This window comes from Thorsellia anophelis DSM 18579 (assembly GCF_900111395.1).
GTDB classification, from domain to species: domain Bacteria; phylum Pseudomonadota; class Gammaproteobacteria; order Enterobacterales; family Thorselliaceae; genus Thorsellia; species Thorsellia anophelis.
On record NZ_FOHV01000046.1, the window covers coordinates 1 to 13,869 of the forward strand.

Here is a 13,869-nt window from a genome sequence, read left to right on the forward strand (position 1 = left end):
CTCAGTTTTGTTTATTGGTACAACAATGAACATAGACACAGTGGCATTAAATACGTGACGCCTGCTCAGCGCCATCAAGGTATTGATGGTAACATACTGGCTAAACGAAAAGAAGTCTATAGGGTAGCTAAATTAACCTTTCCAGAGCGTTGGAATACTCGAGATACAAGAGACTGGGATTATGAAGATGAAATAGTATTTAACCCAGTCAAAGGAAATAATGCAAATAGCAGTAAAAAAAAATCGGATAGGTCGTTTGACATTTATTTGGGGGTTGCTGTTGGTTAATTACTATATTCGTTTATACATATCCGAGTATTTATCTACCTGGCTTTTAAAAAAATCAGAACATTTATATATTTTTAAATAAACTTTGTTTATATTGCTATAACCATTTTTAGATAAAGAGTCTGTCTGCCAATGACAAACAAGACATATTTCATAAAATGATTCTTCGCTACTTTCATAAACAATATAATGGCATGCCATACACCCAACACCAATTATATTCTCATCGCAATGATCAACTATACATATTTGATTACACGTAATTTCTTCAACTTTACTTTCTAGATAAAAATTTTTTACTAATGGTGAAAATTTATGGCTTTTAAATATCTCAGGGTTAAAGTTGCAACAATTTGATTCTTAATGGTAAACATCACTTACCAATCCATTATCTAATAAAAAATTTAGCCTATTTTCTGCTTTGAGAAAATAAATAATAGTAAGCCAAATAATTAATTACTTCACTCCGAGTAAATTGTATACACATTATTTCAATCCTGCTGACTTAATTGCCTCTTCGAAAGCGGTTCCTGTCCGTCCATCATCTAAAATCGGGGCTTATTCAATTAGCTGGTCACCTAGGTAGTAATATTCACTCCCTATTTTTTTGTGATTGTGGCTGTGAAAATAGGCTTGGCCTAGGACGTTTGTCCACTTGGTGGTCATGATGTATCACTTGAAATTTTCTGATGCGTCTTCCAAATGCATCATACTGATAATGCTATTCATCTCCTTGTGAGGTAATATATCGCACCAGTTGGTTAAGTGCATTCCAGTGGTAAAAATAGGTGCGGGATCGAAATCCGTTTTCTACGATGCGCTTTTCTATCAATCTGGCTTGGTTATCATATTTAAATCAGTTATCACTTTTCTTAATGGTACGGCCTGTCAATGGAATATTGTGAATTTTGATGCTGTCTGTATTTTTTCCAGCTATCGTAGCCCTATGTATTAGAGGACGATAAATATGATAGCATTAATCATGATTCCATCACCCCCCTGATTCCTGAAATATTAACATTAATCGATACACGGATATATCCATAACTATAAAAAACCACATCAATTGTTAAAGTTGTCTAATTAAATGCAATTTAAATTCATTAAACAATTGTTTTTAAAATGAATATAGGTAGCGTTAGCTCGTTGCAAATAGTTCATTTTTCATTATGAGATTCGTTTGGTGGGGCTTGCTCTGAGCGACTAAGACTTTCTGACCATTTCATATCTTCTAGCCAATGACTAAATTCTTGTAGTGTTAACATGCTTGTTACATAACGAAACAGTTTCCAACCTGTTGGATTTGTTTTATTGCTTAAATTGATTGGATCATTAGGTTCAATTTGACACATCGATTCAATTTCTGGATTCCATCTAGGAAATTTGTTTGTCAAATTCGTGAGTAGCAGTATTGGAAAAGAAATAACAAAAAATAACATTTCAAATAAAAAAGAAAAATTAGTATAGTAGCGACTAAATTGAGGGTTCAATGTGCTTAGAGAGAACAGCATGCTCCAATAAGGGCTCTCTTTCTTCTTAGCAATCGGTATGCAGTAATAGACTAACCGTGTTAATTCGGGTAAATTATTTCCCTCCATATATTCCACAATAAAAGCCCATATACTCACCAGGTCGGGATAATAGTGCCTTTTTGCTTGAGCATGAAAAAATGGAGGGGAAACAGTCATTTCAGGTAAAAAAAATCGCTCCGTCATTATCCCAGTTTTAGGATCGATAATATTTGCCGCTATATAAACGGGCTGCAGTATATTTTTCTTACTGCAAGTAAAAACAATATCTTTCCACGGGACAGTCAACTGTGACCCATCAAATCGAAAAAAATGAACACATTGTTGTTTACGATTAAAGCGAATGGGGCGATGGGTATAATTAAAAAAACTGATCTTAAAAAGTAAGGAGCCTAAAAAAACCGCAAGAAACCATAAAAAACCGAATATTGCTATTGTTATAAATGAAACATTTAATTTTGATAATGCGTCAAATAAAATTATACTAATTGGAACAATTGGAACTAGCATAAATAATGCTGCCATACCAAAATTTATGCGATGATTAGGGAACCCATCTTGTGGCATTTCTAAAAAAGTAGAATTCATGCGTATGATTAAATTTGAGTGCGTAAGCGGTATTCCTTTACCTAAAATATGGTTATCGAGTTGATTAGTCTTTTCAAAGTCAGTTAATGGGCGATTAACCGGCCCTTCAATTGATCGTTGTGCTAAGCTTTGCTTCATTTTCTCTTCCTTATCCTACTAATTCGTTAAGAGCATCTATTTCCATTTCCATGGTTGGGAACATAGTGACTGAATCATTTTGGATAACCCCTAAAATAGATCGCTCCAGCCATTTTTGCATAGCATCTTGTTGGTAAAAGAATAAATAGACCGCGGAGCCTATTAATAAGATAATACCCACAAAAATTAAAGGGCCAACAAAGAATCCAAAGACGGCTGCGCCAATCAATGCCCCTCCTAGTCCAGAAACAAAAAGAGCTTTACTCTCACTTTTGTACCCATCCTCCCAAAGCTTATACCCTTTAATAAAATCTAGAACGGCAACTACAAATGCACCAACTGCACCAATTTTAGCTCCTAAATTAAAAAACTTCCCTCCCGTTTTGAAAATTCTTAGGGGTGGTTTATATTCTGGATTTATTTTTGACATATTATTAACATAACTTTCCATCGTTCCAATTGCTGTACTTGCTGCTATCATTAGATTTCCTGCGAAGCGAATTCCAGGATCGCCAAGTTTCATCAAATGCCCATTATCAGCTTTAATCGTAGCAATTAAGATATAGGATTGAATTAATATCGAAAATATTCCAGCTTTGACATTAGTGTGTGAAATCTCCTTTGCATTAGAGTGATCCCAACTAAAATTCTTAAAATTCACCGAGAGTTTATCTATGATTCTCTGCCAAGAAGGTAATCCGCTATCTATAAAATGAGCCATTTTTTTACCATAGGTCACAAGAGACATGGTGCCGTAAGCTTTTCTAAATGCACTAAGAGCTTTTAAATCGATACGGCCAACATAACGAACTTTCACATTTTCATCATTAGTTAAACCAAATAATTTAAGTTTTGCTAATTCATCCGATATGGAATCAAATAACAGTAGCTGCCTGCGTTCTTTAGGTGAAACCGGATTATTTTCATGGATAATCATTGCCGTTTTTGTGATTGCTTGTGTACGAGTCATGGTTTCATCAATAATGATTAATGACTTCCCTTCTATGGTATTTATGAACATTAACAATCCATTTAATTTTTTGCCAACACCATGTGCAAAATCTTCGATAAATTTCGTAAAATGACCAGCAAATACTGTTGTGTAGCGCGCAAGGGTAATGATTATATTTGATTCGTTCAAACGTAATTGATCAACAACTAATTTGTAGGCATCGAAAAATCCTTGCCAAGGGATGGAAGTCCAAGGATCTGCACTATCGATCAGTTCACCTATTTTTTTAATCCATTCTTCATTATTAAGATAACCTGCTCGAGCAATATAATTATTGGGGTCACGCGGATCTTTTACCATCTCCTTATAAATATAATCATCTACAAGTTTACCATTTGGAGGAATTTTATCTTGCATCCCAGCACAGCAAGCCATTATTAATTCAGTATAAATTGCCCCTGAATGCAAAGTGTAATTTTCTGCACTGGCATCAAAATTATGCTTAAAAAAATGGCATATCGAAGAACTGGCTAGCCAGGCAGTATGCATGTTCTTTAGTGGTTGGATCATTTTAATTTCAAATATGTCAAATTCTGCTTGAAATGATAGCTTAAAGCTATCAGCAGCAGATTGATTGTAATATTGACTATAATCTTTCCATTTTGATTGGTAATTAGACTCGGCTTCATTGAAAAAATCTTGGTTGGTTTTCCCTTTAATTTGCATAAAGCGGTCTACAAAAGCGAATTTTTGATCAATTAATTTGCTGATCATTAATGCATTATATTCCTCAAAATAGCGTAGTTTAGTTTCTTCGTCTTTGCCATAAATATCTGCACCATACTTATTACTTAACGCCTCAAAATCAGGATCCCTGTTAGTATCGATATCTGTAATAGATGAATTGTACGGAGCCGTTCTTGTTAGTCGTTGAAAAACGTCTTTTTCAGATTCCATTCTTAGGTAACTTTTCAGGCTATCAACAAATCCTGTAACATTCAATTTTCTTTGTCTTTTAATTGTTCCAGTGCGGAAACTTTGTATTCGTTCTTCTGAAAGTGTGCACAAATCAATTGCCATAGAAGTTGGATCTTGCAATACAATCATGGCAGCCCGCTTGGGACTTAGCTGTTCAGCAGAATTAATTAAATCAGTAATTTGTTGTATTTTAAAAAAATGCCAATTTTTGATATGCAATGGAACTTTTTGAGGTGGTTTTATCAGGCTATCATTCAGATAAGATTGGCTTTGTGTAATTGGTAAAGTATTAAAAGTTTGATTTGAATTTATCCATTCATCCATATCAAATTTTTGCATAAATGTTTGATAAATAATAGGGGAGCTATTGCGAACCATCATATCTGTAGTCCAACTGATAGGTGACCATGCAAGCCAAAACACCCCATATCTGTTGCAATAATTATCCATGGGTAATGTAATTAATCGTGATCTAGCTTGTTCTAAGGGGTTATCTGAGCAGGGTTCATTTTTAGCTAATAGTGAAGATTTGAATTCGGTGCTGTTTGGAGGTAATAAACTGTAATATCCATTTGGTGTACAGTAGTAGGATATCCATTCTTGATTTTTTTCATTAAATATATAAAGATAGCCCTCTTTTAATAGCGTTGCGGTATAGTTTGTTTCCCCCTGTGCATCGACAGGCATTTCAATGTTTTGGGGTAAAAAAGTAAATTGGCTATTATGAGGAATCAAGGCTGCTCTCATTGGTAAAATAGCAAGCCCTTCTCTGTGGCAAAAATTACATTGCATTTGAATTTCTCTTTTTAGTTAATAATAAATATTTTGTACTGTTTCAATGGGGGGCGTTTAAACTTCCAGGAAAAACATATTGTAATCTAGCTAAATTAGTAAGGACCAGTATTTCTTGTTGAAACAGGCAAGTTTTCCTAGCAACACTTGTATTAGAAGAATTGTTTTTTTATCTTCCTATTAAATACTAGGGCTCCCTCGATACTCAATAAACATTTTGAGTTCATTTCTTTTTCCAAATTAGCGAGTTAATAGATAGTACCGATTCGATAATTGCGTGAATTTCAATTCAATTTGTTTAATTAAAGCTGGATCTATATCCTGTTTTTCATTACTCTGAATAGCAAGTTGACGCAATAACTCTTCTAATGGTGGTGATTGAATCAGTGGTTGCTGAATCGAATACACAGCTGTTTTAAGTTCTGATCCTGTTAGGTATTTCCCTTTTTTAGTATCAAGTTCATTCAATTTATTTGCTAAATCTTGCAATTGAAGCTGTGCATGATAATATCCATTCAGTTCTGAAAGACTTACGGCATTCTCTTCACGTTCAGTTTTCCAAGTCTGCATCTGTTTTAGTACAGGTGCTATATCACCAAATATTTCCTCATTTTACCTAAGCAGAGTATCACCTTGTTGCAATAGCCATAAAGGGAAAGCCTGGTTGAGTTTTGTTAAATATACTTCACTTTGACTAAAGTGCTGTTTTTGGATGTTAGCGAGTATCATTTCACGTTTTTCTAAAGGCAATATAGCCATAAGTTCAAGTTGTTCAGATGTCAGCTTGCTTGAGGGCAATGTACTTGAATTCAAAATTGCTGTTTTAAGTGGTAACAGCTAAACAATAACTTGCTCAGACATTGATCATTAATTAACCTTAAGTACCTACGAATGAGTATATATTAGCAACGTAAATTTTAATTTCCTGCTGAGTTATCCGTTTGGTTAAGAATAAGCCGACACCAAAATTAGGCCCTTAGCAAACCTTTCCTCTTAGCCAATACACTGAAGGAAATAAATGTCTCAGTTCCAGCTTCTAAGTGAATAATTATTAGGCTACCTGTACAAAAAAATCTCCCTATAAACATCGATTGATTTAATGTAATGCGACTAATACTACGGAAAAAACCTAACAATTAGGCTATTTCAAGCGCGGATCTACATCTTATTATACCGAGTGCTAAGTAGTTATACCCTCTTGAATTAGCGAATTAAAATTATTTTAATTTATCCATTCTACTGGGAAATCTGCTTATGTTTAACATCTTTAATAGGAATCGATGCAACAATATAACCCAAGGAGATACTGCAAAGGAATGAGCAATAATTAAAAACGAGTAAGAGAATACAATCACTATTATTTAAACATATTTATCTGTTTCTTTTTTTTTTATTAACTACGGCCCAAAGTATGAATCAAATGTCGCTGAAGCATTGCAGAACAATAGATCCATATTTTTAATGTCGATCTCTTTTTGTTGCAGGTTTACTTTTGCTGTGATTATATTTTTACCATATTTAGGAAATCCAAAAACATATGCATAACCATTTATTTCGTTGTAGATATACATGCCATCAAAACCTTGCAGTATATCATCATCTCTATAATTGAGTAGTATAGATTGTATTTTTTTTATTGCAATTTTATCACCTGATATAATTTTGGTTAATTCCGTGCTATTTATTCCTTCTGGAATCTCATTGATATACGCCCTTCGAATATAATCCCCAGTTCTGTTTTCCCAGCAAGTTTTAGATAATATGCTTGATAGTTCTCTAGATGAGTGAAGTGTTTTTAAAAAAACTTCTTTTCCTTTTTTTTCATTTGATAAATCAAAAAAAACCACACTATATCCTTTAACGCCAGCAGAACTAAAAAAAGAATAAGAAAACATAATGATAAATAGCAAAAAATAACAAAAAATATTTTTTTTCATGTAAAACCTCCATTTGTAATGCTGTTTTTACCTAGTCCTAATATTGTTTGAATCTTGTACATTGCCCATATTAAAATCTCTAATTAATTCATCTATTTCCATTATACTTAAATCAGGCTCTTTACTTATATCGTATGTGTCTGGAGCATAATACCCTTTAAATGGCATTTTAAAACTTGATTTTAAACGAAAATTTATTGAATCATTTTGATTTCCACCAAGAATAATCATATCATTACTGACTTTGTCTTTTCCATATATAAAACCCACATGCCCACTACCTGATGGCTTCTCCCATATTATCAAACAACCATAGACAGGACGGTCTATTTTTTTAAAATTACTATTATCTATAAATGAACTAGCACGTGAAGGAGGTGAAGATATAGGATAATCGGCGCATTGGAAACAATAATTAACAAACGAAGCACACCAAGGATTATTATCACCAACAATTGTTTTTAAGCCTACATTAACTTCTTTATGATAATTTATCGTCTCGTTAATAATTGTTTCGTCTTTCCCTGCCCATTTTTTAGCTTCATTAATAGCATATTCCATCCACGGGGCTCTTTTTTGGTCAATCGGAACAGTATTAGCAGGATTATTATTTTCACTTTTTAGATTTATATCTTTTCCTTTTGATTCATTTTTTTTGTTAGCTTGTGATTTTTCTTTATTATTATCCTCATTATTATCCTCTTGCTTCTTAGATTCTGTTTTTACGGGTGCTTTCGCAGGGGCTGACGATGAGCTGATAACAAGAATTTGTCCGATATCAAGGCGATTAATATCGCTGATATTATTATCTTGTGCTATTTTTTCAATTGACGTTCCTTTTTCTCGCGCTATTTTATATAAGCTATCCCCTTTTTTTACAGTGTATTGTTCTGGTTTATTTTCTGGTTGTTTTTCACCATAAATGATTAATGTTTCACCAGGATAAATTTTATTTATATCTGCAATGTTATTTTTTTTTGCTAAATCATTCATATCCACATTAAATGATTTAGCAATTTTTGATAGCGTATCTTTGGGTTGAATAACATATTTTTGAGGTTTTCTGATATCGGGTAGAGGCGTTATTTTCGGGTCATGCACACGTGCATTCGCTGAAAATTGTATAAAATTCTTAACAAGTAAAATTAATTTTGATGATTCTGCCATTTCAGCTTGATAGACTTTTTGATATTCCCCAGTTGCATTTTTGGTGGATATTGAAATTTGCTTTCCTGGTTCATCGTGAGCAATAAGCGGCAATCTACCAAAACTATCCGTTTCCATTTCATACGTTTTATTGCCTAATTTCACCTGAGCAGGTTCATTAGGTATAGGACGTGAGCCGTCAGTAACAGTTACCGTTGTTGTCTGAATCCATCCTTCTTCACCTGCTATATATCCTTCCTGTGATTCTATCGTATTTATCATTATTTCAAATTGTGCATCAGGTATTTCTTCTATTTTGATTGTTTCACTTAAATTGGCTGCTTTGCGAATTCTAGCCGCATATTCTACCGGGTTGTTGTTACCATGTCCGAATGGCGCATAGTCTTTCATTGCCTATAAGATAGTTTTCCCACGGTGCATCCTCTTTAAATTACCAATTTTAGCATTCCTTCCATCTTCTTTTGAAGCGAATATTAGAAACTGATCACCATTTTGAATTGTTGCGACACTTATAGCACCTCTGTATATCTTATTGTTTTTTTGTCATAAAATCCCCAGGATTTTGACACCTCCATGATAGCGATCCGTTTTTTCTCCAGTAAATTGAATTTTTGTCCGTATAATAAAGAACTGTCTTGGACTCAAGTTTATATTCCGCTTTTATAAAATTATCTGCCATAACTCTCCCTTTCATGATCTATTTTTTAATTACAGGCTCATCATTGAACATACTTATTGAATCTAAAAGCATCGGGAGTAAATCTATACCTGCCTGCCTTGCACGAATTCTGCCTTTAATCGTGATATGTTGATTTTCATAAGGTGTTAAATCTAAATTTGTATCGTCATATGCAATGATCCGTATGAAACTTCCACCATCAAACTCCATCAGTTCACCGTTGTTATCACGTTCAACTAATTGAATACAACTCACTGGTTTATCTAGGTGTAACACCCAAACATCCATTCGCCTATCTCCTTCTTCAATACTTTCATAATTAGGTGGCCCTGGGTATGTTTGAATAATTAATTTACCTTCAAGTTTTATTTCACTTAATTCCGGAACACATTGTGTTGTAACAGCATATGATGTAATACAAAATACTAGATTAAGTATTGCAAATAAATATTTTAACAACCCAAAATTCAATAAACTTTTCATTCATCCTCTCCATTAGACGTACCAAATATTTTTTTGATCAAATCAGCACTTAAACCATAGCTATCTGGTTCTAGCTTATCTATGTATGGATCACTTTCTAATGATTCTTCTAGTGAACCTTTATCCTGAGTGATTACATCTTCTTCCATATCATCTTCACTACTTCCCTCTGAGGAACTAAGATCTAACATATCCCATGTCTCTTTACCAATTGTCAGGATTAACTCCTCAGCTTCATCAACTATGGCACGAGCAAGCTTACCTGTTTCATCAATAACTCCACTACTTTTTATATCACCAAAACACCCCCTAATTTTATATGGGGTACCAATTAACCAATCCATAGCATTAACCACAGTATTAGCACCTTCAAAAACAAATCTTAAACTATGTTTACCCTCATTCAAAATAGGAAACTGTGGTAATTTGGGTGTGTAAGAAGCAGGACCGATTTGTTCAAATGTAGCACTCTTGACTATAAAATCTCCCGTGGTTCCATGTTCAATTTTACTACTGTCTAACGTGATATAACTACCATTAGCATTGATCGTGATTTTCTTTTTAGCCGTGATAAAAATTTCATCTTCAGTGCTGGTAATTGAAATAGATTTACGTGCAATCAATTCCATTAAATCATTTTGTGCTTGAACCGAAATTTCACCTTGATTTGCGACTATTTTAATCCCCATTCTGCGTACGAATAAACTAAACTTTCTACCTACACCGAAAAAAAATCTTTTACAACTCCAATATTAGCCTTGTTACCAGCATTAGCAATAATATTTTTCGATGCAGCAAGCTGTAAGTTATCACCACTAATTAGCGATATTCCATCTGGGGCACTTAATAATAAAACAGAGGATTTTAGTTGTTCAATATCCTCACGTAACATTTTTAATTGCGTATCAATAGCAACAGGTAATGCCTCAGCCTTTTCTGCATCGTCAGAAAGTACCTTCATTTGTTCAACTGCATCATTCAGGTTACTGATCGCCGCTTGCATATCCAGCACTTGCCCTTGGGCTTTAGCTTGTTCATCAGTGCTGATAAATATCCCTTTGCCCGCTCGAATTGCTCCTCACTCGTCTGTTCTGAGCTCAAAACTCTCACCTCGATTTTTGCGCTGATTATCGACTAAGTGCCCAATATTGAGTTGTGTTTTGCCATATTCTGTATTGAGTTTTACATGCTCCTCGCCGCGTTGAGCTTCCAGGCGTAATTTGTTATTCGCCGGTGTGCGAACCTCGTTGCGCGTGTTGTTATTCCAATTCACATGTTCGGGTTTATTGTGATTGTGTATTACATGCGCAATATAGGGCTGATCAGGATCCGAATTAATGAAGGCTATTTAGACTTCGGTATGCGCATGTAACGGAAAATGAAAACCATACGTATCACCAGCATAGGGCTTAGCTAACCGTACTAGTAAGCTTGAGTAACCTTTTTTCCAACTATCATTCAAATCAAAGTTAAATTTAACGTGATAGCGGCCATGTTCATCTAGCCAGGCATAGGTTTCATCTTCGTTTCGATGAACTACAGTTGCAGGAATGGTACCTGCTATCACTGGTTTAGGGAGCAAATTAGGGCAAAAGCCAACGCGTTCACGGTACGGAATACCCTCAAAACTGAGCACATAACTCCCATCGCATTTGATGTTATCCACCTTAACACTAGTAATAATCACCCCCTAGCGTGATGACTTTAGGTACATCATTCACTCCAGCTTTGACAGTTAAAATATCACCTAGCTTCAAACTTTTGAGTAAATAAATACATTTTGAGAGCCTTGAGTTTTTGAATAAAATTTAATCCAGTTCATTTGTTGACCTGTTATAATTAAAATAAGATCGGATAAAGGTTAAATACAAGCCAATTTAGACCAAGTTACAATCAATTTTCGGTTATCATTAGAACAATTAAGTGGTGTTCTCATTTTGATATTATTCTCCAAATTTAAACATAATTAACTCTCTCCAAGATTCTGTTAACGGTAAACTAGTTTTATCTTCTTTTGAAAGAGACTTCCAATAAGGTTCCCATAACTGATTAAACCAAAAATCAATATTGCCTTGCAGACTTCCATAATACTCTTCTGGATTGAGTTTTGGGAACGATATCTCTGGTGATGGAGGATAAGTTCTTTTGTTTAAAATGCCCTCAACCATTTGTTTACTTGTTGTCTCAATCTCTATGATATAACCACCAAAATCATCAATAATACGAATTTTTAGGTCAAACCCAAATGTTTTTGACAGATCTAATTCTATTAATTTTTCGCTCACATATTCAAAATTAAAAAGAGACTCAAAGTATGGAAGCAATTCTTTATGTATTAAGAAAAATAAATAATACGATTCTCTTTCGTTATAAATATACCGCTTGACCTTCGGGTATAAAAAATTGAAATTAAAAAGAATCTCCCGAGATGTTTGTGGAATATTTAAATTGAGCAGTTGTTTATTATTTCTTATTATTTTTTCTATAAAAAACTCCACTATTTTTTTAATTTTCATAAATATAATCCGCAATCCAATCAGCACCAAAATACCCAGCCACACCAAAAATAATACCGCCAATAGCTCCTGTGATAATAGCACCTGAACCAGCTTATATACCCACAAGAGCACCTGTGGCAACCCCTATCTTTGCACCTGCAACAGCGCCACCCCATCCACCGGCTTGACGAATCCCCCTATGTCACACTACCTGTACACAGGGGGCGAGCAAGCTTTTTTAGGGCATTGATTTACATAATTATTTAAATTACTGCTTTTGATTTACTTTAATTTTCAACAACACCTTACTTATTGAAATAGTAGTTAAAGATGGATTGTAAATTAATGTATACTCACGCCCTGACCTGTACACTGATAACTTAATCATGATAAAGACAGACAAATGAGTAAATTTACCGTAGAATTCAAAGAAACAATTTTGACAAAATTATTGGATGGTGATTATACAAGCATCACCGCATTAGCCCAACACTATAATATCTCAACAAGCACGCTTTACAAATGGCAAGCAGAGATTAAATCAGGATCGAATGATAACATTATTAAAAATAAAAAAATCCATAAAAATACGAGCAATAAAAACTAAATCATCGAACCCTGTTAATAAGCTCACTGAAGCGCAGAAAAAACTCAATATCATCATTACTACATCGACATTAAATGAAGCAGAATTAGCAAGATACTGCAGAGAAAATGGGTATGACATTGCCATGGTTAAGTCGCTCTTGAGTGAATGTGTAGAAGCACTTGCAATGAAAGAAATGAATGTGATTGCTGAGAGCCATAAATTAGCTGAAAAAGATAAAGAAATCAGCCACTATAAGAAAAAACTTGACCGTAAAGACCGAGCCTTATCTGAAACAGCTGCGTTATTGGTACTCTCAAAAAGGCCAAAGCCATTTTGGGGGAAACGCAGGAAGATTAATCACCTGTGAAAACCGCCAAATGGCTATAAACAGCATCAAAGTAGCCGTCAATACTAAGAGTGTCCGGGCACACAGTTGATGCAAGACCTCAAGAAGCCAAAGAACGTGAGTATAAACATGAAATTACACCTGAAATCAGACAGGTTATTATCGATACCTGCCTTTCGGATGAGTTTGTCATGCCCCCACCTGCACAAACCGTTCCAATCTTGGCAGATAGGGGTGTTTATATTGCTTCAGAATCATCATTTTATAGGATAATGAGAGCTGAGAATTTGCTTGTTAAAAAATCAATATCAACAATTAAAAAGAATTCACCGAAACCTATTCGTACCTATGTGGTAACCAAACCTAATCAGTTGTCGTCATGGGATATTACTTACCCACACTCATCAAAGGTGAATATTTAGTGCTAGATATTTACAGCCGGTATATTACAGGCTGGGAGATCTATGAAACTGAATCAGCTGAATTAGCTTCACAATCAATTGAAGAGATTGCGAAAAAAGAAATATTAACAGGGATGAATTAACACTGTACTCTGATAATGGTAGCCCAATGAAAGGGTACACGATGAAAGCTAAATTAGAACAGCTTGGGATCATCATTTCCTATAGCCGTCCTGCTGTCAGTAATGACAATGCATTTTCTGAAAGTTTATTCGGTAGTATGAAAACACGTAAACAATACCCAAGACAAGAATTTAAAGACATAGAGGAAACAAGAGAATGGGTACTCAGTTTTGTTTATTGGTACAACAATGAACATAGACACAGTGGCATTAAATACGTGACGCCTGCTCAGCGCCATCAAGGTATTGATGGTAACATACTGGCTAAACGAAAAGAAGTCTATAGGGTAGCTAAATTAACCTTTCCAGAGCGTTGGAATAC

At 34.5% G+C, this 13,869-nt stretch carries 15 protein-coding genes and 2 pseudogenes; 6 read left to right on the forward strand and 11 right to left on the reverse strand.

Going from position 1 to position 13,869, the window contains the following annotated elements; genetic code table 11:
* Window positions 1-288 (forward strand): annotated as a pseudogene (locus tag BMW37_RS15240) (hypothetical protein); the annotation flags it as partial.
* Between the two features lie 3 nt (window positions 289-291).
* Here the strand turns inward: BMW37_RS15240 and BMW37_RS16065 are convergent.
* The 11 genes and pseudogenes from BMW37_RS16065 to BMW37_RS14295 all read right to left on the reverse strand — a co-directional run bounded on the left by BMW37_RS16065 (window position 292) and on the right by BMW37_RS14295 (window position 12,110).
* Window positions 292-489: a CPCC family cysteine-rich protein gene (locus BMW37_RS16065; RefSeq protein ID WP_143047679.1), complete on the reverse strand. Its 198-nt coding sequence runs from the start codon at window positions 487-489 to the stop codon at window positions 292-294.
* A 956-nt stretch (window positions 490-1,445) separates the two neighbouring features.
* Window positions 1,446-2,543: a DUF6708 domain-containing protein gene (locus tag BMW37_RS14245; RefSeq protein ID WP_093322546.1), complete on the reverse strand. Its 1,098-nt coding sequence runs from the start codon at window positions 2,541-2,543 to the stop codon at window positions 1,446-1,448.
* Window positions 2,544-2,553: 10 nt separating this feature from the next.
* Window positions 2,554-5,265, reverse strand: a complete 2,712-nt coding sequence (locus tag BMW37_RS14250) for a T6SS effector BTH_I2691 family protein (protein WP_093322551.1) — start codon at window positions 5,263-5,265, stop codon at window positions 2,554-2,556.
* 240 nt (window positions 5,266-5,505) lie between these two features.
* Entirely contained in the window at window positions 5,506-5,835 is a 330-nt protein-coding gene (locus tag BMW37_RS14255) for a VasL domain-containing protein (RefSeq protein ID WP_093322554.1), read from the reverse strand.
* A 42-nt stretch (window positions 5,836-5,877) separates the two neighbouring features.
* A complete protein-coding gene (locus BMW37_RS15015) occupies window positions 5,878-6,078 on the reverse strand; it encodes a hypothetical protein (RefSeq protein WP_143047680.1) in 201 nt (66 codons plus the stop codon).
* A gap of 584 nt (window positions 6,079-6,662) precedes the next feature.
* Window positions 6,663-7,202, reverse strand: a complete 540-nt coding sequence (locus BMW37_RS14260) for a hypothetical protein (RefSeq protein WP_093322556.1) — start codon at window positions 7,200-7,202, stop codon at window positions 6,663-6,665.
* Between the two features lie 27 nt (window positions 7,203-7,229).
* Complete coding sequence (locus tag BMW37_RS14265; RefSeq protein ID WP_093322559.1) at window positions 7,230-8,759, reverse strand: LysM peptidoglycan-binding domain-containing protein; 1,530 nt, start codon at window positions 8,757-8,759, stop codon at window positions 7,230-7,232.
* A gap of 307 nt (window positions 8,760-9,066) precedes the next feature.
* Window positions 9,067-9,531, reverse strand: a complete 465-nt coding sequence (locus BMW37_RS14270; protein ID WP_093322562.1) for a hypothetical protein — start codon at window positions 9,529-9,531, stop codon at window positions 9,067-9,069.
* Window positions 9,528-10,804, reverse strand: a pseudogene (locus BMW37_RS16070) (DUF2345 domain-containing protein). The gene BMW37_RS14270 and the pseudogene BMW37_RS16070 overlap by 4 nt, the downstream one beginning before the upstream one ends.
* 75 nt (window positions 10,805-10,879) lie before the next feature.
* Window positions 10,880-11,167 carry a hypothetical protein gene (locus BMW37_RS14290; protein ID WP_093322572.1) on the reverse strand — a complete coding sequence of 96 codons (288 nt, stop codon included), beginning with the start codon at window positions 11,165-11,167 and terminating at the stop codon, window positions 10,880-10,882.
* Between the two features lie 307 nt (window positions 11,168-11,474).
* Window positions 11,475-12,110 carry a hypothetical protein gene (locus BMW37_RS14295; RefSeq protein WP_177168690.1) on the reverse strand — a complete coding sequence of 212 codons (636 nt, stop codon included), beginning with the start codon at window positions 12,108-12,110 and terminating at the stop codon, window positions 11,475-11,477.
* Window positions 12,111-12,432: 322 nt separating this feature from the next.
* On the opposite strand from BMW37_RS14295, the gene BMW37_RS14305 reads away from it, so the two are divergent.
* The 5 genes from BMW37_RS14305 to BMW37_RS14320 all read left to right on the forward strand — a co-directional run.
* Window positions 12,433-12,636 carry a transposase gene (locus BMW37_RS14305; protein WP_093322576.1) on the forward strand — a complete coding sequence of 68 codons (204 nt, stop codon included), beginning with the start codon at window positions 12,433-12,435 and terminating at the stop codon, window positions 12,634-12,636.
* On the forward strand, window positions 12,581-12,985 hold the full coding sequence (locus BMW37_RS14310; protein WP_093322580.1) for a hypothetical protein: 405 nt from the start codon (window positions 12,581-12,583) through the stop codon (window positions 12,983-12,985). The genes BMW37_RS14305 and BMW37_RS14310 overlap by 56 nt, the downstream gene beginning before the upstream one ends.
* Window positions 12,986-13,035: 50 nt before the next feature.
* The gene (locus BMW37_RS14315; protein WP_093322583.1) at window positions 13,036-13,386 is read left to right on the forward strand and encodes a helix-turn-helix domain-containing protein; all 351 of its coding nucleotides are present in this window, start codon (window positions 13,036-13,038) and stop codon (window positions 13,384-13,386) included.
* Entirely contained in the window at window positions 13,386-13,508 is a 123-nt protein-coding gene (locus BMW37_RS15780) for a hypothetical protein (RefSeq protein WP_281241276.1), read from the forward strand. Before BMW37_RS14315 ends, BMW37_RS15780 begins: the two co-directional genes overlap by 1 nt.
* A gap of 41 nt (window positions 13,509-13,549) precedes the next feature.
* Window positions 13,550-13,869: integrase core domain-containing protein (locus tag BMW37_RS14320; protein WP_177168691.1), on the forward strand; the 320-nt coding region annotated here is incomplete at its 3' end.

Excerpts from the sequence above, each read along its gene's own strand:
- BMW37_RS14260 (WP_093322556.1), bottom strand. The coding sequence starts at position 7,202 with ATGAAAAAAAATATTTTTTGTTATTTTTTGCTATTTATCATTATGTTT.
- BMW37_RS14270 (WP_093322562.1), bottom strand. The coding sequence starts at position 9,531 with ATGAAAAGTTTATTGAATTTTGGGTTGTTAAAATATTTATTTGCAATA.
- BMW37_RS14305 (WP_093322576.1), top strand. The coding sequence starts at position 12,433 with ATGAGTAAATTTACCGTAGAATTCAAAGAAACAATTTTGACAAAATTA.
- BMW37_RS14255 (WP_093322554.1), bottom strand. The coding sequence starts at position 5,835 with ATGCAGACTTGGAAAACTGAACGTGAAGAGAATGCCGTAAGTCTTTCA.
- BMW37_RS14265 (WP_093322559.1), bottom strand. The coding sequence starts at position 8,759 with ATGAAAGACTATGCGCCATTCGGACATGGTAACAACAACCCGGTAGAA.
- BMW37_RS16065 (WP_143047679.1), bottom strand. The coding sequence starts at position 489 with ATGGCATGCCATTATATTGTTTATGAAAGTAGCGAAGAATCATTTTAT.
- BMW37_RS14245 (WP_093322546.1), bottom strand. The coding sequence starts at position 2,543 with ATGAAGCAAAGCTTAGCACAACGATCAATTGAAGGGCCGGTTAATCGC.
- BMW37_RS14310 (WP_093322580.1), top strand. The coding sequence starts at position 12,581 with ATGATAACATTATTAAAAATAAAAAAATCCATAAAAATACGAGCAATA.
- BMW37_RS14250 (WP_093322551.1), bottom strand. The coding sequence starts at position 5,265 with ATGCAATGTAATTTTTGCCACAGAGAAGGGCTTGCTATTTTACCAATG.